22 protein-coding genes and 1 riboswitch are annotated in these 23456 nt (G+C 62.4%); of the genes, 13 read left to right on the top strand and 9 right to left on the bottom strand.

The genetic code is table 11. From position 1 onward, the window contains the following. Positions 1 to 6 precede the first annotated feature (6 nt). The 5 genes from ACPTTC_RS31385 to ACPTTC_RS31365 all read left to right on the top strand — a co-directional run bounded on the left by ACPTTC_RS31385 (position 7) and on the right by ACPTTC_RS31365 (position 3188). Complete coding sequence (locus ACPTTC_RS31385; RefSeq protein WP_423395294.1) at positions 7 to 1074, top strand: maleylacetate reductase; 1068 nt, start codon at positions 7 to 9, stop codon at positions 1072 to 1074. Positions 1075 to 1102: 28 nt separating this feature from the next. Beyond that, a complete protein-coding gene (locus ACPTTC_RS31380; RefSeq protein WP_423395293.1) occupies positions 1103 to 1246 on the top strand; it encodes a hypothetical protein in 144 nt (47 codons plus the stop codon). 5 nt (positions 1247 to 1251) lie between these two features. Beyond that, positions 1252 to 1563, top strand: coding sequence for a YciI family protein (locus ACPTTC_RS31375; RefSeq protein ID WP_046549162.1), 312 nt, complete (start codon positions 1252 to 1254; stop codon positions 1561 to 1563). Positions 1564 to 1566: 3 nt separating this feature from the next. Continuing rightward, positions 1567 to 1902 carry a Rieske (2Fe-2S) protein gene (locus tag ACPTTC_RS31370; protein WP_423395292.1) on the top strand — a complete coding sequence of 112 codons (336 nt, stop codon included), beginning with the start codon at positions 1567 to 1569 and terminating at the stop codon, positions 1900 to 1902. Between the two features lie 197 nt (positions 1903 to 2099). Continuing rightward, positions 2100 to 3188 carry a porin gene (locus ACPTTC_RS31365; RefSeq protein ID WP_423395744.1) on the top strand — a complete coding sequence of 363 codons (1089 nt, stop codon included), beginning with the start codon at positions 2100 to 2102 and terminating at the stop codon, positions 3186 to 3188. 313 nt (positions 3189 to 3501) lie between these two features. Here ACPTTC_RS31365 and ACPTTC_RS31360 read toward each other — a convergent pair whose 3' ends face one another. Together ACPTTC_RS31360 and ACPTTC_RS31355 are read right to left on the bottom strand one after the other, a co-directional pair. Further along, a complete protein-coding gene (locus ACPTTC_RS31360) occupies positions 3502 to 4380 on the bottom strand; it encodes a PhzF family phenazine biosynthesis protein (protein ID WP_423395291.1) in 879 nt (292 codons plus the stop codon). A 507-nt stretch (positions 4381 to 4887) separates the two neighbouring features. Next, positions 4888 to 5274: a hypothetical protein gene (locus ACPTTC_RS31355; protein WP_423395290.1), complete on the bottom strand. Its 387-nt coding sequence runs from the start codon at positions 5272 to 5274 to the stop codon at positions 4888 to 4890. Positions 5275 to 5553: 279 nt separating this feature from the next. After that, positions 5554 to 5656, top strand: a riboswitch (SAM-I-IV-variant riboswitch). A gap of 42 nt (positions 5657 to 5698) precedes the next feature. On the opposite strand from ACPTTC_RS31355, the gene ACPTTC_RS31350 reads away from it, so the two are divergent. Next, on the top strand, positions 5699 to 6031 hold the full coding sequence (locus ACPTTC_RS31350) for a hypothetical protein (protein ID WP_423395289.1): 333 nt from the start codon (positions 5699 to 5701) through the stop codon (positions 6029 to 6031). 593 nt (positions 6032 to 6624) lie between these two features. Here ACPTTC_RS31350 and ACPTTC_RS31345 read toward each other — a convergent pair. Further along, positions 6625 to 7785: an IS30 family transposase gene (locus ACPTTC_RS31345; protein ID WP_175978805.1), complete on the bottom strand. Its 1161-nt coding sequence runs from the start codon at positions 7783 to 7785 to the stop codon at positions 6625 to 6627. Between the two features lie 737 nt (positions 7786 to 8522). On the opposite strand from ACPTTC_RS31345, the gene ACPTTC_RS31340 reads away from it, so the two are divergent. From ACPTTC_RS31340 to tnpC, 4 genes are all read left to right on the top strand, one after another. Further along, positions 8523 to 9658 (top strand): IS3 family transposase gene (locus ACPTTC_RS31340; protein ID WP_423393241.1). Its coding sequence is split into 2 segments (ribosomal slippage): positions 8523 to 8787 and positions 8787 to 9658, totalling 1137 coding nucleotides; the frame shifts between segments, so codons are not numbered across the junction. A 213-nt stretch (positions 9659 to 9871) separates the two neighbouring features. Further along, positions 9872 to 10273, top strand: coding sequence for an IS66-like element accessory protein TnpA (gene tnpA, locus ACPTTC_RS31335; protein ID WP_423391978.1), 402 nt, complete (start codon positions 9872 to 9874; stop codon positions 10271 to 10273). A gap of 44 nt (positions 10274 to 10317) precedes the next feature. After that, positions 10318 to 10611 (top strand): IS66 family insertion sequence element accessory protein TnpB, encoded by a 294-nt coding sequence (gene tnpB / locus ACPTTC_RS31330; RefSeq protein WP_057929670.1) that lies wholly within the window; start codon positions 10318 to 10320, stop codon positions 10609 to 10611. Positions 10612 to 10662: 51 nt separating this feature from the next. Beyond that, the gene (tnpC, locus tag ACPTTC_RS31325; protein ID WP_423391979.1) at positions 10663 to 12213 is read left to right on the top strand and encodes an IS66 family transposase; all 1551 of its coding nucleotides are present in this window, start codon (positions 10663 to 10665) and stop codon (positions 12211 to 12213) included. 100 nt (positions 12214 to 12313) lie between these two features. On the opposite strand, the gene ACPTTC_RS31320 is transcribed toward tnpC, so the two are convergent. Beyond that, on the bottom strand, positions 12314 to 13141 hold the full coding sequence (locus ACPTTC_RS31320) for a hypothetical protein (RefSeq protein ID WP_423395288.1): 828 nt from the start codon (positions 13139 to 13141) through the stop codon (positions 12314 to 12316). Positions 13142 to 14326: 1185 nt separating this feature from the next. Further along, a complete protein-coding gene (glmS, locus tag ACPTTC_RS31315) occupies positions 14327 to 16156 on the bottom strand; it encodes a glutamine--fructose-6-phosphate transaminase (isomerizing) (RefSeq protein ID WP_423395287.1) in 1830 nt (609 codons plus the stop codon). Between the two features lie 156 nt (positions 16157 to 16312). On the opposite strand from glmS, the gene ACPTTC_RS31310 reads away from it, so the two are divergent. Next, the gene (locus ACPTTC_RS31310; protein WP_021160045.1) at positions 16313 to 16804 is read left to right on the top strand and encodes an Lrp/AsnC family transcriptional regulator; all 492 of its coding nucleotides are present in this window, start codon (positions 16313 to 16315) and stop codon (positions 16802 to 16804) included. A 32-nt stretch (positions 16805 to 16836) separates the two neighbouring features. On the opposite strand, the gene panB is transcribed toward ACPTTC_RS31310, so the two are convergent. Next, positions 16837 to 17694 (bottom strand): 3-methyl-2-oxobutanoate hydroxymethyltransferase, encoded by an 858-nt coding sequence (gene panB / locus ACPTTC_RS31305; protein WP_423395286.1) that lies wholly within the window; start codon positions 17692 to 17694, stop codon positions 16837 to 16839. A gap of 77 nt (positions 17695 to 17771) precedes the next feature. Here panB and ACPTTC_RS31300 point away from each other — a divergent pair, with 77 nt between their 5' ends. Next, the gene (locus tag ACPTTC_RS31300; protein ID WP_175965559.1) at positions 17772 to 18590 is read left to right on the top strand and encodes an AraC family transcriptional regulator; all 819 of its coding nucleotides are present in this window, start codon (positions 17772 to 17774) and stop codon (positions 18588 to 18590) included. Between the two features lie 19 nt (positions 18591 to 18609). Here ACPTTC_RS31300 and ACPTTC_RS31295 read toward each other — a convergent pair whose 3' ends face one another. Both ACPTTC_RS31295 and ACPTTC_RS31290 read right to left on the bottom strand, forming a co-directional pair. Beyond that, positions 18610 to 19143, bottom strand: a complete 534-nt coding sequence (locus ACPTTC_RS31295; protein ID WP_175965560.1) for a methylated-DNA--[protein]-cysteine S-methyltransferase — start codon at positions 19141 to 19143, stop codon at positions 18610 to 18612. Then, the gene (locus tag ACPTTC_RS31290; protein ID WP_423395285.1) at positions 19140 to 20624 is read right to left on the bottom strand and encodes a bifunctional transcriptional activator/DNA repair enzyme AdaA; all 1485 of its coding nucleotides are present in this window, start codon (positions 20622 to 20624) and stop codon (positions 19140 to 19142) included. Before ACPTTC_RS31290 ends, ACPTTC_RS31295 begins: the two co-directional genes overlap by 4 nt. A gap of 320 nt (positions 20625 to 20944) precedes the next feature. Between ACPTTC_RS31290 and ACPTTC_RS31285 the strand changes: the two genes are divergently transcribed. Continuing rightward, positions 20945 to 22237 (top strand): MFS transporter, encoded by a 1293-nt coding sequence (locus ACPTTC_RS31285; protein WP_423395284.1) that lies wholly within the window; start codon positions 20945 to 20947, stop codon positions 22235 to 22237. A gap of 78 nt (positions 22238 to 22315) precedes the next feature. On the opposite strand, the gene ACPTTC_RS31280 is transcribed toward ACPTTC_RS31285, so the two are convergent. Then, positions 22316 to 23419 carry a LacI family DNA-binding transcriptional regulator gene (locus tag ACPTTC_RS31280; RefSeq protein ID WP_423395283.1) on the bottom strand — a complete coding sequence of 368 codons (1104 nt, stop codon included), beginning with the start codon at positions 23417 to 23419 and terminating at the stop codon, positions 22316 to 22318. Between the last annotated feature and the right edge of the window lie 37 nt (positions 23420 to 23456).

Below are 23456 nucleotides of genomic sequence, written 5' to 3'. Positions count from 1 at the left end.
TTCGCCATGGATCGCTTCGTCTATCAGGGCACCCCTTCCCGCGTGGTATTCGAATGGGGCGCGCTCGCCAGGCTGCCGGACGAGTTGTCGACGCTCGGCGCCCGCCGCGCGCTGATCCTGTCCACGCCCGAGCAGCGGCCGCTCGCCGAGCGTGTCGCGGCGATCCTGGGCGAGCGTTCGGCCGGCATCTGCGCACAGGCGGTCATGCATGTGCCGATCGAGGTCGCGCACGCGGCTCGCGAGATGGCCGGCGAACTGGACGCGGACTGTTGCGTCGCGATCGGCGGCGGGTCGACGATCGGGCTGGGCAAGGCCATTGCGCTCGAATCGGTGCTGCCGATCCTCGCCGTGCCGACGACTTACGCGGGCTCGGAGATGACGCCGATCTTCGGGCTCACGGAAGGCCGGCTGAAGCGCACCGGGCGCGACGCGCGCGTGCTGCCGCGGACGGTGCTCTACGACCCGTCGCTGACGTTGACGCTGCCGCCGGCCATTTCGGCGGCATCGGGCATCAATGCGATGGCGCATGCCGTCGAGGCGCTCTATGCGGAAGACGCGAATCCGGTGATCAGCCTGATGGCGGAAGAATCGATCCGCGCGCTCGGCGAAGCGCTGCCCGTCGTGGTGCGCGATCCGGCGCACCGCGCGATGCGCAGCCGCGCGCTGTACGGCGCGTGGCTCGCGGGAACCTGCCTGGGCGCGGTCGGTATGGCGCTGCACCACAAGCTGTGTCACACGCTCGGCGGCACCTTCAACCTGCCGCATGCGCAGACGCATGCGGCGATGCTGCCGCACACCGCGCACTACAACCATGTTGCCGCACCCGATGCGCTGCGCCGCGTGGCGCGCGCGTTGGGCGGGAACGATGCGGCCGAAACGGGCCCGCTGCTGTTTGCGCTGAACGCGCAGCTCGGCATCGCGCCGGCGCTCGCCGATCTCGGGATGCCGGAGGCCGGCCTCGACGAAGCTGCCGATCTCGCTTGCCGCAACCCGTATGCAAACCCGCGGCCGATCGAACGCGCGGCGATTCGCGCACTGCTTCAGCACGCTTGGGAAGGGCGCGCGCCGCAATGAGCGGCCCGATGCGTCAATGGAGAAAGACATGAGCCATGACCGCCATGACGGCGACACCAGGCTGAACGAGCAGGTCGTCGCCAGCTTCGACGGCACGCCGAGCCCGCGCTTGCGCATGCCGATGCAGCGCCGCGTGCGGCATCTGCATGCATTCGTCCTCGATCGGAGCTGATCGCCATGGCGCGTTTCTTTGCGGTGTTTGCGACGGACCAGCCGGGCATGCGCGACGTGCGCGATCGCGTGCGGCCGATTCACCGGACTTACCTGCGCTCGGCCGATCAGCACGGCGTGGTGGTGCGGCTCGGCGGCCCGACACTGGACCCGCACGGCGACGCGATGAACGGCACGCTGCTCGTCGTGGAGGCGGACGACATTCAGGCGGTGATGCAGTTCATCGGCAACGATCCGTATGTGAAGGAAGGGCTGTTCTCGCACGTGGAAGTGCGGCCGTGGGACTGGAGCCTCGGCAACCCCGAGCAGAGAGTGTGAACGATGGAAGCACGACCACTCTGCCAGCTTGCCGATGTGCCCGACGGCGGCGCGCGGGTCGTCGACGAAGCATGCATCGGACGCCCCGTGATCGTCGTGCGACGGGGCGAGCAGGTGTGGGCGTATGTGAATCGTTGCCCACACTTCTCGGTGCCGCTCGATTTCGTGCCGGGCAGCGTTTCCTGTTACCGGTCGCAGGTGTTGATGTGCGCCCATCACAGCGCGCTGTTCCGGTTCGACGATGGCGTGTGTATCGATGGGCCTTGCTCGGGCTCGGCGCTGGAGGGCGTGGCTGTCGAGGTGGATGCCGGCGCGTGGGTCGTCTATCGCGGCGCTTGATCCGGGTGTGTCGATGAAGTGAAAGCAGGGCGGGTTGATGCGACGGTCATCGTATTCATCAATCAGTAAAGCTAATGATGTTGAGGGTGTCGAGTAATCGGCACCCGAAAGACGGCGATTCCTTGTGCAGCACCGGGCGAGCACCTGCCACGCAGCAGGTGGCGGCCTCGCATTTTCATAAAAAAGACGGAGACGGAATGAAACTCAGGTTTGGAGCAGTGGCGATTCTTGCCGTGGCGCAGGGCGCATGGGCGCAGAGCAGCGTGACGATGTTCGGGCTGATCGACGCCGGCGTCTCTTATGTCAGCAACGAGGGGGGCGGAAAGAACGCCAAGTTCGACGACGGCATCTTCGCGCCCAATCTCTTCGGCTTTCGCGGCACGGAAGACCTTGGCGGCGGATATCGCGCGATCTTCGCGCTCGTGAACCAGTTCTCGATGGCCAACGGCAGCATCGTCGGGACCGGGATTTTCGGGCGCAACGCGTACGTCGGCCTTGAAAGCAATCGGCTCGGCAGCATCACGCTGGGTAACCAGTACGACTTCATGGTGGATGCGCTGTTTTCAAAGAACAACGCGATTTCACGGGATATCTCGGGGCTGTACGGCTTTCGCAATGGCCCGTTCCAGCGTCTCGCGCTCCCGGACAACCCGACCGGTGCGTTCGATTGGGACCGCACGGCAGGCAGCAAGCCGATCGCGAACGCCGTCAAGTACAGCTCGCCGACGGTCGCGGGTTTTTCCGGCGGCGTGATGTATGCGTTTGGCGGGGTGGCCGGTTCGGTCGGAGCGGACAATGCCGTCAGCGCCGGACTGAACTATGAAGCGGGGCCGTTTGGTGTCGGTGCGGCGTATACGAACGAGAAGTACGGTCCCGCGCCCGGCGTGCCGTCCACCAGCGTGCGCAACTGGGGCGTCGGGATGCACTACGACTTCGGTGTCGTGACAGCGAGTGCTCTGGTGACCACCGTGCGGAATTCGTTCAACGATGCCGGGGTGTGGATGGCCGAAGCGGGCGGGTTGTGGCACGTGCGGCCGGATGTCGTGCTGGGGGCGAAATACATGTACATGAAGGGCAATGAAGCGGTGAACGACAACCACGCGCATCAGGTCAGCGTGGCCCTTCAGTACCTGTTCTCGAAGCGGACGATGGTTTATGTGTCGGCGGATTATCAGCGGGCGAACAGCGGCGCGAATGCGCAGGTCAATGGCGTGCTCGATCCGAATGGGGCTTCGAGTTCGGCGAGCCAGACGGTGGCGCGGGTGGGGGTGCATACGGTGTTTTGACGGGGGCGAGGTGCCGCGCTTCATTTTGTCTACGGGTCGTTTCGTCGGCACGTACGAGATCGCGTCGTCGAGCTCGGCTCCTGCGCGCTGGCCGGATCGGGTGCGCCACCCGATGTCGAGATTCACTCAACCTGGTTCCGACGCGCCAGCCGTACACGGCCCACCGGCAAACGCGCTCATTCGATGTTGAATGCGCGGTTCATTCAACGTTGAACTTCCAAGGGCAGCTGGGCTCGGTCGCGCACGGGCGACCGGCTCTCATCGACCTATTGAAGCCATTCGGAAATTCGGGAAACGGACACTCAGAACAACATCAGATCTCGACCGTGATCGACCGCATGACAACCCCCGTGCCTCCGGCCATCAATCGGGAGATTCTTCCATTGTCGACATCGAGAATGACTTTGATGACGCTCGGTGAAGATTGCTGCATCAAGTGTCCTTGTTCAATGATTATTTCCGTATCGCCTGCCCCCATCCGCTCGTACAGCAAGCACGCCAGAGGCCCGGCTGCTGTTCCGGTCGCAGACTCTTCTGCAATTCCGAAACGCGGTGCGAACATGCGTGCTCCCGCATGGCGCCCAGGTATTTTCGTCGTCGTCGAGAATACGTAATAACCAATCAAATCAAGATCTTCGCTGATCGATTCAATAGCGCGCTGGTCCGGATGAATCTCAGCCACGGACTTCTCGTCGGGCAATGCAATCATCAGAAAGCTGTTGCCAGTGTTGACGATTGTCGGGCTTTCGATGCTATGGATTTGGATTGTTGATACTCCCAACGATTGGGCAATTATTTCAGAGAATGGCGAGTCCGCTCCGATTGATCGATAAATTGGAGAGCGCTGCTCCATCAGAACGGTATTGCCATCAATCGCGATGTCTCTGCATCCGTCGATCGTCTCTTTCAACGACTTGCCGTTACCCACTCTGCCGATTTCTCTTAAGAGAGAAAATGTAGCGATAGTGGCATGGCCACAATGAGCTATTTGCCGAGTCGGCGTGAAAAATTCCAACTTGACCGTTGCAATACTCGACGTCGACACGAACGCGGTCTCTGACAAGGCGGCCCGCTGCGCAACGTACAATTTCTGACTTGCCGTAAGCTCATCGGCGTCAATCACGACGCCTGCGGGGTTACCGCCCACTTTTCCGTCTGTCAAAGCATTGACTATTTGAACTTCAACTCGCACTAGTCCTCCCAACGGACGAACTTCAAACAAAGAGCGGTGGACACAGACGCCCGTGTCGATTTTCGACGATCTTAAGGTCGGCGCCTACTGATTGCAACTGACCGACTGTAGACAGCGTGGCCAGTCACCAGTTCTAAGGTCGGGCTGCCCCAAGAGCCGTTGTCAGCAAAAGCGACTTGCAAAATCACGGCGTTCATATAGGTGCATCAGGGCGCTTGGACTCCTTATTGTCAGCGATTTTAGTGGCTGCGTCGAATATCTCAAGCTGGCCGGCTACTGCGTGATGCGGTCGACCGTAGTCACCCGTCACTCCAATGAAGCAGCAGTACCTGCGTGTTATCTGACAAGGCTCGGCGCACAAACCTACGCCACTACCTACGCTTACCCGTTCGAAGGGCGACCGTTACCGACCCGAAGCGTATAACTCCTTCACCTAACATTGGTCACGCCGATGTCAAGAAATTTTGCCGCATCCGGAGATGCAAGCCATTGTTCAAACTGATCTTCCTAAAGACTCAATTCGAGTGCCTCATCATTTTTTGCGGCCTGGAAAAGGAAGTCACGGACTGTTTCCAACTGCGAGATAAGGGTCGCTCGACGGGTCTCCAGAACATAGACTTCCCCGTGTGGTGTCCATCTGTAGACGAAGCTAATAATCTCGTCTTTCCGCTCCTCAAGATCGCAAATTTGATGTGTCAGCTCACATGCGATTTGGCTGAGTGTCGCGGGCTCGGCTACTTCCTCTTCGAACTGATCAAACATTGTTCCAAGCAAGGTGTTTACCCTTTGCCAGAATTTTGAAACGAACAACCATTCCGAAGCGATACCATCTAAGACAAAAACAGGCTCCTCAGTACAGCCCGTGATAAAGAAGCGAGAACTCCTAGCGTTCATAGTGACGTTCGAATGGACTATCGGCGTCCAATTGTCGGCGATCCAGGCTGCAGCGTCGAGCGACCGTTTCTGGCCGACCGAGCCACGGAACAACCTTGAGGCCGGCGGACTGGCATCGACCGCAACCTTGAAGTAACTTCAGAGGTCAGCGTTGAGTGAACAAAGTGCCCAGTAGGATGAATCTCGACACCCGACCAAGGTCGGCCTCCTGCGGCACTCCTTGCCCGCCATCCGAATTTCGGTATAATGAACCCGCGTTCGGAATGTCGAACGTGAGAAATCAAGCATCCAGAGTCGGACTATCCGACGCCAACCTGCCCTCCCGGGCAAGGTGGACGCCTTCAGGCGATGCGGCCGATTTACGGCAACGAAACGGGAGCAGCATGGCTGGCACCGGTTCGATCACCACTCATCCGGAGCAACCATGCGTCAAGTAACCTCTGCTTCCTGCCCGACAGTCTGTGAAGACTGGTCGCACCTCCTCCCAGGTTTCACGCTGACGCATACGCTTCATCTCGTCTCGAGAGTGAATCCGGGCATCGTCTCGACAGCGGCCGCCGTACTCGAAGGTGAAACCGTCACGGTTGACCGTTGGGCCATCACCCGCTGTGGGGACGTTCTGGAGCAGAAAATCGTTCTCGGGGAAATGACGGAAGGGCAGGCGGTTCGACTGCGCGAGCGACTCGCCGCGCTTGATGGCGTGCTCCGCGCAAGGGTGGAGCATCATTTCGTTCGGGGCGGGTCGGCCGCCTCCTGAAATTCACCGGAGAGCGGCCGTTAGACGATGGATTCTCGTCGTCGCCGTGTTGGCAGGAAAGGGCAGGAAATGATCCCTTCACTTGTCATAGACTGGACTAGATCAAGCAGGCAGCGTCAGATTGGTTGATTCAGTTCGACCAGGAAGAGTCGTTTGCGAGCGTCCGCTTTCAGTGTCCCCCGTCGAAGAAGCGGCCACCCGCCACCCGCCTGCTAAACTCGCTTGCATCCGTTCGAGTGCCCAAACCATGAATCCTCGCGAAGTAAATCGCCCATTGTCGGCTTCCGAGATGTTGCTCGCTCGCTGGATGCTGGAACATGGCGAACCGGAGGCGCGAGCGTTTCTCGAACAACTCGCGGTGGCCGAAGTCACACCGTGGCGCTGCCCCTGCGGCTGTGCAAGTATCAATTTTCAGATCAAGGGCAACCAACCTGCGCCGCCGGGGGTGCATGTTCTCGGGGACTTTCTCTTTGGCCCGGACGACGCGCCGGCGGGAATCTTCATTTACGAGAGCGCTGGTTTGCTAAGTGGCATCGAAGTTTACGGACTCGCCGGTGATGCTCCCTCAGAACTGCCCCGAGAGGATTGCGGATTCAACCGGTCGATGCAACAGATTGATGGAACCGCTGGGCGGGTGTGTCAAAGTTTAGCGTCTTACGCGGACGCTCGTTGAGACGCCTCGCTACAGCGTCGAGTTGGGCTTGGGAATAGGCAGAGAGGTCGGTACCTTTCGGGAAGTACTGCCTCAGCAGTCCGTTCATGTTTTCATTCGAGCCGCGTTGCCACGGATTCTGCGGATCGCAGAAATAGACCTGGATCTTGGTCGCCACGGTAAAGCGTTTGTGATCAGCCATTTCCGTGCCCCTGTCCCAGGTCAGCGATTTATATAGTTCCCGAGGTAACTTGCTGGCGTGTCGTATCAGCGCGTTGACCACAGCCTCGGAATCCTTGCCGGCTACTTTTACCAGCATCACGTATCGACTCTGACGTTCGACAAGAGTCGCAATCTGGCTGGTAGCGTTGCCAAACAGCAAGTCCCCTTCCCAGTGCCCGGGTATCGCGCGATCCTCCGCCGTCGCGGGGCGTTCACTGATCGATACAGCGTCGCGAATGTTCGTGCGGTCTTCGGTTTTCAATGTGTGATGGCGAGACCGGCGCATCGCTCGAGAGCGTCGCAAGTGTTCAAGCAATTCCTTTTTCAGGGCACCGCGAGCTTGAATATAGAGGCTCCGATAGATCGTCTCGTGTGACACCAGATGGTCCTTGTTGACGGCATACGCATGCTTGAGCCAACCAGAAATCTGCTCAGGGGACCACTGCAGCTTCAGCTTTGCAGCGACAACTCGCGCCAGCGTCTGGTTGCTCACTAATTTGCAAATCTTCGGGCGACGTGCCCGATCCCAGGCGAGCTCATCCGCCCGGCTCGCTCGATAACCTTGGCTGCCTCCGTTGCGCTGCAGCTCGCGGCTGATCGTGGAAGGAGCACGTCCCAGCTTGGCCGCGATAGACCGAATCGATAATCCGCTCACCAGGCAGCGAGAGATTTCCTCGCGTTCCGCGAGCGTCAATGTCTGCGGTGCGCGATGTCTTTGCGGTGGCTCGATGCCGCCGGCCTCTGACAGGATCCGCTGTATCGAAGAGTGGCCCCGATCGAACAGTTTGGCAATTTGATGAATCGTTTCACCTTTGCGCCAGCGGTCCCACATGAGTGCTTTCTGACTCTCAGAATAGTAGATCCTCGGCCTCTGCTTCATTTGCAACACCTCCACTGCTTGCGCAGATTCTAGTGTGTTGCATCGACCGGTTGAATCCGCAATACGCTTCGGTCTTTCACCGCGAACCGTGGCGACGCGTAGTCGACCGCTAGCACATCGGGAAGGTGGCCCCGTGCGGCGTAGAACCTGGGATGACCGCTTTGCGTCGTCGGATTTCGAATCGGCTACTTCCGCATGCGGTTCGATACCTGCCGTCGACTTCGCGCGCAAGTACCTCGTTCGATGCGCGTCACTGACGGGGCCGCACCGACAGACACGAGAGTTGAATTCCGGTCGCGGTCGAAATAGCGGCCGTCTAATCGTGGAGTAGTATTCCCCCATGTTCAGGTTATTGCCAAGCCTCTACGACGCACAGCCGACCCATCCGTGACGACGGCGGCGAACGAGCCAAAGAGTTCGGAAACTGCTTCAACGATACGTGTGGCAGCGCCGGTCGTGGCGACGGCGCTGATGGGAATGCATCATGTCAACCGAGTGGAAGCACCGCGTCAGACTGTTTATCCAGCGTTTCTGGCAGCCGACCAGTGCGTGCATGACGTGCATGCCGGGGAGTTGGGGAAATATCATGAGCTTTGCCCACTGGACCATCGCATTTCATACGGGGCTGCTTACTGGACTCCTGGCTGTACAGAGGTGGCCTCGCAAAATCGGACAGCCAGATAAGTGGAACGGCCGGGGCCTGAGCCAGCGATAATGCCGGCAAAGGAACCGAGGAAATGACGAAGAAAACCCGACGCACGCACTCAGCGGCGTTCAAAGCGAAGGTGGCGCTCGCAGCGGTCAAGGGCGAGCGCACGCTGGTCGAGCTGGCGCAGCAGTTTGATGTGCACCCGAACCAGATTACCGAATGGAAGCGGCAATTGCAGGAGCGTGCGGCGGACGTGTTTGGCGCGGCAGGCATGCCGTCGAGCGAGCCGCCGGTGGACCTGAAGGCGTTGCACGCCAAGATCGGCCAGCTGACACTGGAGAATGATTTTTTAGAAGGTGCGCTCACCAAGGCGGGATTGCTGAGCGCAAAACGATGATCGACCGTACGCATGCGCTGCCGGTTTCGCAACAGACGCGACTGGTTGGCATCGCGAGATCGAGTGCGTATTACCGGCCGCAGCCGGTCAGCGAAACCGATTTGTTGTTGATGCGGCGAATCGACGAACTGCACATGGAGTTCCCGTTTGCCGGGGCACGGATGCTGGCGCGCCTGTTGCGTCGGGAGGGCCATGAAGTCGGCCGCCGTCGCGTACGCACGTTGATGAAGCGCATGGGCGTGGAGGCGCTGTACTGCAAGCCGAACACAAGCCGCCGCAACGCGCAGCACAAGATATGGCCGTACTTGCTGCGCGGCATGAAGATCGCGCGGGCCAACCAGGTGTTCGCCCTCGACACGACCTACATTCCGATGGCGCGAGGCTTCGTGTACCTGACGGCCGTGGTGGACTGGGCGAGCCGCAAGATTCTCGCGCACCGGGTTGCCATCACGCTGGAAGCCACGCATGCCGTCGAGGCACTGGAAGAAGCGTTCGCCCGCTACGGGCTGCCCGACATCGTGAACACCGATCAAGGCAGCCAGTTCACGGCGGGCGCGTTCACCGAGGCCGTACTGTGTCGAGGCGTGCGGCTGTCGATGGACGGCAAAGGGGCTTGGCGTGACAACGTGTTCGTCGAGCGCGTATGGCGCAGCATCAAGTACGAAGAGATTTACCTGCGGGCCTACGAGTCGGTCAGCCATGCCCGGCGCTCCATCGGCGACTACATCGAGCTGTACAACCGGAAAAGGCCCCATTCGAGCCTGGCGGATCAGACGCCGGATGAGGCATACTTCGCGACGCTGCCTGCGATCAAATCGGCAGCATGATTGCCTCGGCCGCTCCACTTAAAAATCTCAGAAAACTGTCCGAACGAGTGAGGCCACCTCTGAAGTGCCATGACCCACACGATGCACGGGCGGCGATTCTTCCGGCGTCAATGCTCGGGTCAGACTATCGTAAGCGCTCGACATGTACCGTCTGTTCGTGAGAGCGCGGCATAGGCAATCTGATTCCCATCAGATGTAATGGGAATCAGATCGATGAAGCCAGTAGTGCATGGAAGACAACCGGGATCGAGGAACTACACGAAGGAGTTTCGGGAAGCGGTTGCTGCTGAAGCGAACGATCCGAATCGTTCAATTGCCGAAGTGGCCCGTGCGCATGGCTTGAATGCCAATATGGTCGCGCAGTGGCGGAGAAGCTTACTGGAAGCGCAACGTGCAACTTCGACACCAAGCATCGCGCTGCTGCCAGTTGATGTGATCGATCTGCCATCGAAAAACGTCCCAAACCACTCTCTGCCGCAAACGCTGGATGTGTCGGCGAGCCCGGCGATGTCGCCGAGCTGTGAAATCGAGATCGAGGTTGGCAAGCGACGTATCCGCATCCGCGGCGTGTCACAGGAGTTCGCTGAACGGTATCTACGAGAGTGCCTGAAGTGATTCCGCCGAACACGCGAATCTGGATCGCGGCGGGCGTCACGGACATGCGTTCCGGCTTTAACTCGTTGGCCTCGAAAGTACAGACGGTGCTAGAGAAAGATCCGTTCTCCGGACACGTGTTTGTGTTTCGGGGCAAGCGAGGTGACTTGCTGAAGTGCTTGTGGTGGTGTGACGGCGGCCTGTGCCTTCTCTCGAAGCGCCTCGAGAAAGGACGCTTCGCGTGGCCGCGCGCCGATGCCGGCGTTGTCGCGCTGACGACCGCTCAGCTCGCGCTCTTGCTCGAGGGTTTCGATTGGCGGCAGCCGATCGATGCAGCGCGCCCGCGAAGCGCATTGTAAACGTTCATTACGCGTGGCGAGCTTGAGGGTGGCGTCGTGTAAGCTCACTGCATGTCTGCTGCTCCCGCCGATCTCCCCGATGACATTGACGCGCTGAAGGCGATGGTCGCCAATTTGCGCGAGCAGCTCTCGTCGCGCGCGATCGAGATCGAACATCTGAAGCTGACGATCGCCAAGCTGCGCCGGATGCAGTTTGGCCGGAAATCGGAGAAGCTGGATCGCCAGATCGAACAGCTTGAATTGCGGCTGGAAGACCTGCAGGCCGATGAAGGCTCGGCCGATATGGCCACCGCTCCTGCGTTGAAACGGCCGAGTCGCGAAGGTGTGGGCCGCAAGCCGTTGCCCGATCACCTTGAGCGCGAAGAGCGCATCCATCTGCCCGCGGACGATGACTGCCCCGATTGCGGCGGCCAACTCAAACTGCTGGGCGAAGACGTCGCGGAACAGCTCGAATACGTCCGGGCGCACTTCCGCGTGATCCGCCACCGCCGTCCGAAGCTGGCCTGCGCATGCTGCGATCGCATCGTACAGGCCGCGGCACCGAGTCGACCGATCGATCGTGGCATCCCGGGTCCGGCGCTGCTCGCGCACATTGCCGTGTCGAAGTTCGCGTACCACATCCCGCTGCATCGCCAGGCAGTCATGTACGCGCGCGACGGCGTCGAGATCGAGCCGGGTGCGATGGGGTATTGGATGGGAAGCATCACGGCGCTGCTTGCACCGCTGGTCGACACCGTACGCCGATACACGTTAGCCGGCGGCAAGGTTCACGGGGACGACACGCCGCTGCCTGTGCTGGCACCCTGCAACGGTCGCACAAAGACAGGACGCCTGTGGGTCTACGTGCGTGATGACCGGCCGAGTGCCTCCGAAGAGCCGGCGGCGGTCTGGTTCACCTATACGCCGGATCGACGTGGTGAACATCCCCAGCAGCATCTCGCGCACTTCGCCGGCGTGCTGCAGGCCGATGCGTTTGCCGGCTATGCCGAGCTGTATCGCGGCGGCACCATCCAGGAAGCTGCATGTATGGCCCACGCTCGCCGGAAAATCCACGACCTGCATGCGGTGCGTCCCAATGCCGTAACCGAAGAGGCACTGCACAGGATCGGCGCGCTCTACAAGATCGAAGAGCAGATCCGCGGCAAACCGCCCGATGAACGACGCAGAGTACGTCAGGCACAAGCGGTGCCGTTGCTCGACGACATGAAGCTCTGGTTCGAAGCGACGCTCGCCACGCTCTCTGCGAAATCCGACACGACCAAGGCACTTCGGTATGCGATGAATCGCTGGTCGGCACTGGTCTATTACTGCAGCGACGGGCAGGTGGAGATCGACAACCTGATCGCCGAGCGGGCGCTGCGTGGCGTCGCGATCGGGAGGCGCAACTACTTGTTCGCCGGCGCCGACTCCGGTGGTGAACGGGCCGCCGCGATGTATAGCCTGATCGGCACGGCGCGCCTGAACGGCCTCGATCCGGAGGCGTATCTCGCTTACGTGCTCGAGCGTATCGCTGACCATCCGGTCAATCGCGTCGATGAGCTGCTGCCGTGGCATGTGGCGCCGTTGTTGCCGTCTACCGCTCACGTCGATCCCATCCGATAGCATCGCGGATACCCCTCCGTCAACGACATGCGCTACGGTGCTGATCGGGTGCTTACAGACTATCAGCCAGCGGCAGACCCTCACGCGACTTGTCCTCCCGCTAACGAACCGCCCTCACGCCCTGCCTGACCAGCAAGAAGAACCCTGCCTCCACGTATGCGATTGTTTCATCCGGGCGGTGCTCGAGTTGATACGCTCGCAATTGGTTTACGAACAACTTGTACCCACGAGGATTCAGCGCGTACCCGAGACCTAGACTAAGCACCTCATCGAGGACGCAGAAACGCTCCGGTTCCAGCATGCGCAGGTGTTTGCTGACGAACGAGACGTCCAAACCTTTGATGGTGATTCCAACCTCTACGGCGTCCGCGATATCGAGATTGGGCACCTTAGAAAGCCACGCCGCCATCATGCCCTCAAGCGCGTCGCCGTTGAAACGCTTCAAATTTCCCCAAACTCGTTTGCCTCGGCCCCATTGATGGACCGCCTCACTGAAACTGAGGAAATCCGCCGGGCTGGCTTGGCCGGCCTTTATCGCACGCAGTAGCGCCTTGCCTCGTGCTTCCGTATCTAGCGTTTTCGAATCACGCTTTTGCTGACCAATGGCACTCGAGAGAGCGTTCCGCGAGTGGGGAAAGAACGCAAATTCGTGCACCTCAGTTGTGTAGACTCCAGATTGTTCGTCGAAGTCATCTATGGTGCGCATAACGCCTTCACCACAACGGTAGGGCCAGGGATGCAATGAAGAGCGAAGCACCCCCTTGTGACAAATCGGGCAAACTTGAACCCATTGAGTTTTTGTAAAGCTCTTGAACGCGCGCGGCAGGGATACGCTTTGCAAAGCAAGCTCTAACGTCCTGCCATTGATGTAACCGAGGACTCTCTGCCCGCATACATGATTTAGTTGTTCCGGCGTGGGATGCGACATGAGACTCTCCCTGTCCATTCGTTGCATTCATTATCGCCGTCAATGTTCATACGCCACAAGACGAACAAGGGAAAGTCCTACGAACAGGTATCGATGAGGAATTCTCTTGTCCAGGTGAACTCCCGTCTCTCTCATGGCTTATGCTGCAGTGCTCAAGCCAGACATCCGAAGCTTCCGTGGTGACGCATCCGAGAGGCGGTAACCTTGTTTCCTTGCCGCGATGCGCGCTAAAGGCAAGTGCCGTGCTGCCGTTAACGCTACCAAGCCACGTCGCGTCGAAGGACATGAAATTTTTCTAAATGATTCGCTCGAAAGGGTTCGATATGAGTGCATTGAGTCGAGGGTGTCTCACCTGTTTGATTGCCGCTTCAACATTTTTCTGCGAGATGTCCATTGCTTCGCAGCCTCCGCTGGCGGGGGGAGCATGCTCAAACTGGGGAGAAACGACGTCCGTAGTTGTAGAGCCAATGTTGACTTGTTCGCACGGGGTTTGGGTCGAGACATTCAAACTTCACCAATACGCGACGTTTGTTTCTGCTCGAAGCAGCAACGGTGAGTTGGAGTTCGGATATCCGATTGTGAGTCAAGCTGGTGTACCGGGGCGATTCTCTCACTACAACAAGGACAGCGGGGTCACCACTGGCGAAGCGGTTTCCCTGACCGTCTCTGAGACCTCTGATGCCGGGACCGTTCGGATTGAAGGGCGAATTTGGGGTACTTCCCGAGATGGGAGTTGGTCAAAAGACATTGACGTCACGACAAAAATTGGGCACCCGGAAACAATCGCTGTACGTCCAGACGGAACTGCATACACGTTCGAAGTTAGCCAGTTACCGAATCCGTAACCGTAACGCCAATCGATGTTCGCGATGTCCAGGCGGCACGACTGGTTTCCAGGGAATCATCCGTCGCGACAGATTCCTGCGGAATGGTTCGATTGATTCAAGTGCTGACGGGCTAGTCCTCGGTCAGGAATGGCAAGGGGACTGAATGCAGGGCACGGCGGGGCCCCTTTTTCCCGAAGCACCCCGCTTTGGCTGTGCCGAAATGCAGTTGGAACAGTTTCACTTAAGCCCCGCCGGGCGGTCGTTTGTTGGATTTTCAAGGGGCGTTAAGTGAAACTTCGCGCGTCGCGTTAAGTGAATCTATTCGAAGTTGCCAGGCCGGTCCATCGACCTATATACCTCACTCCACCGTCACCGACTTAGCCAGATTCCTAGGCTTATCAATATCCGTCCCCCTTGCCAGCGCCGCGTGATACGCAAGCAATTGCATCGGCACCGTATGCAGAATCGGCGAAAGCGGCCCGTAGTATTCATTGAGCCGAATCACCTCGATCCCGTCGCTCGGCACCAGCCCGCAGTCCACATCCGCAAAGACAAAAAGCCGTCCATTCCGCGCGCTGACCTCATGCATGTTCGACCGGAGCTTTTCGAGCAGCATGTCATTAGGCGCAACGGCAATCACCGGCATCTCGTTACTCACCAGCGCCAGCGGCCCATGCTTGAGTTCGCCCGCCGGATAAGCCTCCGCATGAATATAAGAAATCTCCTTCATCTTCAGCGCGCCCTCGAGCGCGATCGGAAAATGCATCCCCCGCCCGAGAAACAGCATGTTGTCGCGTCTTGCGAGCAGTTCCGACCAAGCCATGATCTGCGGTTCCAGCGCGAGCACTTTCGACATCGCATCGGGTAGGTGCCGCAGCGCACGCAGATGCGCCTTCTCCTCGTCGTCGCTTAACCGCCCGCGCACCTGCGCAAGCGACAGCGTCAGCAGGAACAACGCAACGAGCTGCGTCGTGAACGCCTTCGTCGAAGCCACCCCGATCTCGACGCCCGCACGCGTGACGAACTGCAGCGCACATTCCCGCATCAACGCACTCGTCGCGACGTTGCAGATCGCGAGCGTGTGCATCATTCCAATGCGCTTGGCGACATGCACGGCACCCAGCACATCGGCCGTCTCGCCGCTTTGCGACACCGCGACAACCAGCGTGCGCGGATTCGGCACGCTGTCGCGATACCGAAACTCGCTCGCAATTTCCACGCTGGCCGGCAGCTTCGCGATGCTCTCGATCCAGTACTTCGCCGTGAGCGCCGCGTGATAGCTACCGCCGCACGCGAGCAACAACACCGAATCGACGTCATTGAAAACCCGCCACGCGCCGTCACCGAACAACTCCGGCATGATCGAAGACACATCGAGCAACGTATCGGCCACCGCCTGCGGCTGCTCGAAGATCTCCTTCTGCATGTAGTAGCGATACGATCCGAGATCGGCCGCGCCGCTATGCGCGGCGACCCGCTGCACCGTGCGCTCGACGCGCTGGCCGGCTGCATCGACGATCCAGTAGCGATGAAGCTGAATATCGGCAACATCACCGTTCTCGAGGTAAGCGATGCGATCCGTGATCCCCGACAACGCAATCGCATCCGATGCCAGAAAATTCTCGCCTTCACCGACGCCGACGACGAGCGGCATCCCGTCGCGCGCGCCGACGATCCGGTGCGGCTCGTCGCGGCACATCACCGCGATCGCATAGCTGCCGCGCAGTCGCGCGACCGCACGCCGTACCGCATCGAACAGATCGCCGTCGTACAGATGATCGATCAGGTGCGCGATCGCCTCGCTGTCGGTCTGGCTCGCGAACACATAGCCATGCGCCTGCAGTTCGGCGCGCAGTTGATCGCAGTTCTCGATGATCCCGTTATGCGACAGCGCGATGCGCGCATTGGCGTCGCTCGGCGAGAAGTGCGGGTGCGCGTTGAGCGTGACGGGCGCGCCATGCGTGGCCCAGCGTGTATGCGCGATGCCGGTGTAGCCCGACAGCGCATGTTCGGCGATCTCGCGCTGCAGGTTGGCCACGCGGTCGACGCTGCGGGCGCGCGCCAGCGCCCGGTCGCGGTACACCACGACGCCGCACGAATCGTAGCCGCGGTATTCGAGCCGCTTCAGGCCGTCGACCAGGTTCGGCAGGATGTCCCGCTGGGCGACCGCCCCGACAATTCCACACATATCGCGCTCCCTAAATGTCCTGTCTGGATCAGTGAGAGCGATGGTAGGGCGAGCTAAATGGAATTAAATTTCAAAATACACGAACAGATGAAACAAATAGCAGATCGGCTATCATGTTGAAATTAAATTTCATTCCCTGACTGGAAGGAGCCGCCGATGGCCGGCATCACCCTCGACGATCTCGACCTGCGCATCCTCGCGATCCTGCAGGACGACGCGTCGGTGTCGAACCTGCAACTGGCCGAGCGCGCACTGTCGTCGCCGCCCACCTGCATGCGCCGCGTGCGTCGGCTGACGGAAGCCGGCGTGATCCGCCGGCAGGTTGCGGTGCTCGATCCGGTGGCGATCGGCACGGCCGTCACCGCGCTGATCGAGATCAGTCTCGACCGGCAGACTGCGGAAGACTACGACGCGTTCGAAGCGTACGTCTGCGCGGAGCCGGCCGTCACGCAGTGCTACCGCGTGTCGCCGGGGCCCGATTTCGTCGTGGTGGCCGATCTGGCCGATGTCGCCGAATACGACGAATTCGCGCGAAGGCTGTTCACCGGCGCATCGAACGTCCGCAACGTGCGGACGTTCTTCTCGACACATCGCGCGAAATTCGAAGCGAATGCGCGGGTCACGCATGCGATGCGCAAGCGCGCGTAGTGCCCGTCGTGCCTGTCGTGCCCGTCGTGTCATCACGCAGCCGCGTCGGCCGCGTCCGCCAGTTGCAGCGGCTTGCCGTATCCGAAGCAATGCGCGGGTTCCGGGAACGCACGCTGGCGCACGTCGTGCGCGTACTGGCGGATCGCATCGCGCGTCACCGCATTCGCATCGGCATAACGCTTCACGAAGCGCGGCGTGTACGCATCGAATGCGCCGATCATGTCCTCGGTCACCAGCACCTGCCCGTCGCATGCGGGCGATGCGCCGATGCCGATCGTCGGGATCGTCAGCGTTTCCGTCAGGTGGCGCGCAAGCGCTTCGGCGGTGCCTTCGATGACGACGCAGAACGCGCCTGCCCGTTCCGCGGAGCAGGCCGCGTCGAATACGTGCGCGGCCGAACGCGGGTCCATCCCCTGCGCGCGGAAGCCACCGGTCGCGTTGGCCTGCTGCGGCATGAGGCCGACGTGCGCCATCACCGGGATGCCGCGCTCGGTCAGGAAGCGGATCGTGTCGGCCATCTCGGCGCCGCCTTCGAGCTTCACGGCCTGCGCGCCGGTTTCGGCGAGCAGGCGCGCGGCGGAGCGATACGCTTGCGCGGGCGATTCCTGATACGTCGAGAACGGCAGGTCGACGACGACGCACGCCTGCGCGGCGCCGCGCACGACGGCCGCACCGTGTGCAATCATCATGTCGAGCGTGACGCGCAGCGTATCGGGCATCCCGTACAGCACCATGCCGACGGAGTCGCCGACGATGATCACGTCGGCTACCTCGTCGACCAGCTTTGCCATCGGCGCGGAATACGCGGTCAGCGACACGAGGCTGCCGATGCCCTTGGTCGAACGGATCGCGGTGACGGTCTTGCGGGTGGTGCGGGTGTGAGCGCTCATGGGTGGAAGCCGTGTGAAGGAAGAGCCGCCACGGTAGCATCGCGCTCGTTCGTGCAATGACCTTCGGAGGACGTCTTATGTTGCTGGCGGGACAATCGGGTGACCCTTACGCGGTGCCGCCGATGGCGCGCCTGCCGAGGCCGTTGTACGTGCGTGCGTTCGGGATTCCCGGCAATGTGAGCATCGACGCGCACAGTCATCCGTGGGCGCAGCTGATGTATGCGATGAGCGGTGTGCTCGAGGTCGCGACGCCGTCGGGCCGGCACCTGCTGCCGCCGCACTATGCGATGTGGATTCCGCCGCACGTGCCGCATGCGGTGTCGACGCGCGATGGCGTCGCGTTCCACAGCCTGTATCTCGATGCCGCGATCGCGCGCGACGACGTGCACGACGATTGCGCGATCCTCTGCATGACGCCGCTGCTGCGCGAGCTGGTGCTCGCCACGGCTGAATTGCCGGTGAACTACGACGAGGCGGGGCCGGACGGTGCGCTCGTCTGCCTGATCGCCGACCGGATCGCACGCATGCGGCAGGCGCCGCTGACGGTGCCGCTGCCGCGCGATCCGCGTCTGCTGAAAATCGCGCGTGCGCTGCATGCGTATCCGGGCGATACGCGCAATCTCGACGAATGGGGCCATCAGGTCGGCGCGACGCGACGCACGCTGTCGCGGCTGTTCCGGCAGGACACGGGGCTGTCGTTTACCGAATGGCGGCAGGCGGTGCGGCTGCTGGCGTCGCTGCCGCTGCTCGACGCGGGCGAGCCGATCGGCTCGGTGGCCGCGCAACTGGGTTACGACTCGACGTCGTCGTTCATCGCGCTGTTCCAGGCGAAATTCCAGGTGACGCCCGGCGCATATGCGAAGCGTGAAGCGCGCCGGCCTGTGCTGAACGCTTGACGCGGCCGCGTATCGCGACTCAGAACGCGAGCGCCTGCTGCACCGGATGGTGGGCGCCGCGCTCGAACCCCGCGCCTTCGAGCGACAGCAGCGCGCGCTTGCGGTCGATGCCGCCGGCATAACCGGTCAGGCTGCCCGACGCGCCGACCACGCGATGGCACGGCACCATGATCGACACCGGGTTACGGCCGACCGCACCGCCCACGGCGCGCGCGCCGCTCATCGGCAACCCGACGCGTTCGGTGATGTCGCCGTACGTCACGAGTTCGCCGAACGGAATGGCGAGCAATGCCTTCCATACCCGTCGCTGAAACGCGGTGCCGCGCAAGTGAATCGGCACCGAGAACGTTTCGCGCATGCCGGCGAAGTACTCGGCGACTTCTTCCGCGACCTTGCGCGCAAGCGGCGACCTCGCGGCCGCGTCCGCTTCGGTCACGATCGCAACCGGCGGGAAGTATTTCTGGCCGACGAAGTAGAGGCCGGTCAGCGCATCGTCCTCGATGCGCACGGCGATGTCGCCCAGCGGGCTCGGAATCAGGTGAGCGGGAGTCATCGCAACACATCTCCATGAAGGCGCCACACGTGCAGTGCGGCATACGCGCGCCACGGCGCCCAGCGCGCCGCATGCGGCGCGGATGATGGCACACGGGCGCGTTCGGTGCGGGCGGGAAGCCACGCATCGTCGGCCGGGAACGCATTCGGCCACGCCATCGCGCGCATCGCGACGTACTGCACCGCGTGTTCGTCGAAGCCGGGCAGCGCGCGCAATGCGTCGAGCGTCGTATCGAGCGGCGCCATCGGTTCGAGCGAGAGCGTGCCGTCGTCGACGGCGCGGGCGAGCGACACGATCGCCTGTGCGGCGTCGCGCGCGATGCCGATCGTTGCAAGCGCGGAAGGCGGCAGCGCGGCCAGCGTCGCGGCGGATGGCAGCGCGTGCGTGAGGCCCGGCGGCGCGCCGTCCACCGATGTGCCGAAATGTTGGGCGATGCGTGTCAGCACCGGCGTGCCGGCATGCGCTGCCGCAAGCCGTTCGCCCGCGATCGCACGGAGTGCGATCTCGACGCCGTCGAACGCGCCCGGTACGCGCAGGCCCGGCGAGCCGCTCGCGAGTTCGCCGAGATGCGCGTCGATCACGTCGGGGCGGCTGTCGAGATCGAACAACCGCCGCACACGCGCGAGCACGGCCGGCACGACCGGCGTCAGCGCGGGCGACACGGTGACGGCCAGCGCGAAGCGCTGCGGCACATGCGCGACGGACAGCCAACCGGCGACGCGCGCGTTACCGCCGTTGCTGTTGCCGTCCCGGCTTGGCCATTCCACGACGCGCGCATAACCCTGCGCATCGATCCGCTCGACACCGGCGATCTGCCGCTGCGCGAGAAAGCGCATCAAGTCGGCCCACGCGAACGGCGGGCGATACGGCAGCGGGAACGTCATGTCGCCATCGGCCGACGCGCGCGCCCCTTTGCGCAGCCGCAGCGGATTGAGGCCGTAGCGCTGCAGGAACAGGTCGTTGAGACGCCGCACGCTGCCGAACCCGGCCGTCGACGCTACGATGGCCACCGGCAGCGCGGTATCGGTCAGCAGGCGCTTAGCCATCAGCAGCCGGTGCGTCTGCGCGAATTCGATCGGCGATACGCCGAACTGCGCCCCGAAGATCCGGCGCAGGTGGCGTTCCGTCACGCCCACGCGCTGCGCGAGCGCCTCGACGGAATGCGCGTTCAGGAAACCCTCCTCGATCAGCGTGGCGGCCGCGTCGGCGAGATTGCCGGACAGGTCGAGCAGCCCGTGGCCGGGCGCGAGCTCGGGGCGGCAGCGCAGGCAGGGTCGGAAGCCGGCTTTCTCGGCAGCCGCGGCGGTCGGGTAGTAGCTGCAGTTCAGCGCTTTCGGCGGCTTCACCGGGCAGACCGGTCGGCAATACACGCCCGTCGTCGCCACGCCGACGAAGAACCAGCCGTCGAAGCGGCGATCCCGCGAAAGCAGGGCGTGATAGCAGGTGTCGGGATCGAGGCGCATGAGGCGACTGTAAACCATCCCGGCCCCCGATTCTGGCTGGAATCGGACATGTGTATCGACCGCCGTCCCCGCGCGCACCCGTCGGGAAAATCCGGGAAAAACGGTTAATGCCACGTTGCGAAACAGTTGTCTCTTTTGCCGCGACGAATTTGAGATGACTCATCGAAATCCCCGACTGACAGGGCGCCGGCACACGCCCTATCCTTTAAAAAACGTTTTCCTGATTGATCGGCGGAATCGGCCATGCGCGACAGCGCGCCGCCGTCCGCCCCGGCGCCGGTCGCCGGACAACGAACATCGTGCGGCGCGACGGGCGCGGCCGCGCATCGGAGACAATCATGCAATCTGCCGTCGTCGGCACGGTGCGCGCCGTCGCCAGCCGCTACCGCTGGACCGTCTGTGCGCTGCTGTTTTTCGCGACCGTCATCAACTACATGGATCGGCAGATCCTCGGCCTGCTCGCGCCGATGCTCCAGCACGACATCGGCTGGAGCCAGGTGCAGTACGGCCGCATCGTGATGGCGTTTTCCGCGTTCTACGCACTCGGCCTGCTCGGCTTCGGGCGCATCGTCGACCGGCTCGGCACGCGGATCTCGTATGCGCTGGCGATGCTGGTGTGGAGCATCGCCGCGATGCTGCACGCGGCGGTCGGCTCGGTGATGGGCTTCGCGTTCGTGCGCGCGCTGCTCGGCGTCGGCGAGGGCGGCAACTTCCCGGCCGCGATCAAGACGACGGCCGAATGGTTCCCGCGCCGCGAACGCGCGCTCGCCACCGGCATCTTCAACTCGGGCGCGAACATCGGCGCGGTGTTCGCGCCGGCGATCATCCCGGCGATCGCGGTGGCCTACGGCTGGCGCGCGGCGTTCGTGATCATCGGCGCGATCGGCCTCGTGTGGCTCGCGGTGTGGCTCGTGTTCTATCGCCAGGCCGATACGCGCGCGCTGGCCGCGGAGTACGACGAGCCGCGCGACGAAGCCGAAGCGCTCGACGCCGCGAACGCGAATGCCGGTGCGCCGCGCTGGGGCGAACTGATCCGCAAGCGCGAGACGTGGGCGTTCCTGATCGGCAAGTTCCTGACCGACCCGGTGTGGTGGTTCTACCTGTTCTGGCTGCCGAAGTGGCTCAACGAATCGCGCGGGATGGACATGCAGCACATCGGCCTGCCGCTCGTCTGCATCTATGCGCTGACGACGGTCGGCAGCATCGGCGGCGGCTGGCTGTCGTCGATGCTGCTGCGCGCGGGCTGGAGCGTGAACCGCGCGCGCAAGACGGCGATGCTGATCTGCGCATGCTGCGTGCTGCCGATCGCGTTCGTGTCGCAGGTGCAGAGCCTGTGGGTCGCGGTGCTGATCGTCGGCCTGGCCGCCGCTGCGCACCAGGGCTGGTCGGCGAACCTGTTCACGACGGCGTCCGACCTGTTCCCGCGCCGCGCGGTGGCATCGGTGGTCGGCATCGGCGGGATGGCCGGATCGATCGGCGGCGTGCTGTTCTCGGAAGTGATCGGCCAGGTGCTGCAGCGCACGGGCCACTACTGGGTGCTGTTCGCGGTCGGCGCATTGGCCTACCTGATCGCGCTGGCCGTGATGCACGTGCTCACGCCGAAGATGAAGCCGGCGCAGCTTGACGCATGAGTGCGTGATCGAGCGCTGACACACGAACGCGCCGCCCGAGGGCGGCGCATTTTCTTTTGAAGGTGCGAAGCAGGGAACTCAGCCGGCCGCGGCTGTCGACGCGCGCATGATCAGCCGCGGCTCGAACGTCGAATAGCTCGCATCGGTGCGGCCCGCGAGCGCATCGATCAGCTTCTGCATCGCGAGTTCGCCCATGTTCTCGCTCTGGATGTCGACGGTCGTCAGCGCGGGCGCCGCGTATGCGCCGTACGGCACGTTGTCGATGCCCGCGACCGATACGTCCTGCGGCAGCCGGAAACCGAGCGACGCGGCTTCCTTCATGAAGCCGAGCGCGATCAGGTCGTTGTAGCAGATCACGGCCTGCGGGCGCTGCGGCCCGAGCATCACGCGCGAGCACGCCCGCTCGCCGGCCTCGGCGGTCGGCGCATGCGCATCGTGCACGTCGAGCGTGAGCCCGGCTTCCGCGAGACAGTCGCGCGCCCCCTGGATCCGCTCGTCGTTCACGCGCGCGGTGCCGAAGCCGAGATACGCGATGCGTGTGTGACCGAGATTGAGCAGGTGACGCGCGAGCATGTAGGTCGACAGCCGGTTGTCGATGCCGACGCTCGGAATCGGCAGGCCGGGGCTGCGGCGCAGCAGCACGAGCGGCTTGTTGAGATCGAGCATCCAGCCGGCTTCTTCATCCGGCATCCGCGTGCTGACGATCAGCCCGTCGACGCGCTGCGCGAGCGCCTCGATCAGCGAGCGCTCGCGTGCCTGGCTCTCCTCGGTATCGACGAGCAGCAGCGTGTAGTCGTGCTGCAGCGCAACGCGGTTCGCACCCTTCACCACGTTCGTGAAGTGCGGGTTGCTGATGTCGAGGATCACGAGGCCGATCGTGCGCGTGCGGCCGGTGATCATCGAGCGCGCGAGCGGGTTCGAACGGTAGCCGAGCCGGTCGATGGCTTCCTTGAGCCGGGCTTCGACGGTCGGCGAGAAGCGCTGCGTGCCGTTCACGTATTTCGATACCGTCGCGACCGACACGCCGGCTTCCGCCGCCACATCGCGGATCGTCGGGGAAACTTTTTTCATCGGAAGGGTAACGTTTTCGTTCGATAACGCCGGATTGTGGCAGAAAAAGGGGGCATGCGGCCACGTGCCGATATCGGGAAAGTGCGGATGGTTGCCAACGGGTTCGACCATTGACGTTCAGCGGCGCTCCCGCGTATAGTTGGAAAAC

Source organism: Burkholderia mycopellens (assembly GCF_964265025.1).
Taxonomy (GTDB): Bacteria; Pseudomonadota; Gammaproteobacteria; order Burkholderiales; family Burkholderiaceae; genus Burkholderia.
This window is presented reverse-complemented; position numbering and strand designations above follow the sequence as displayed.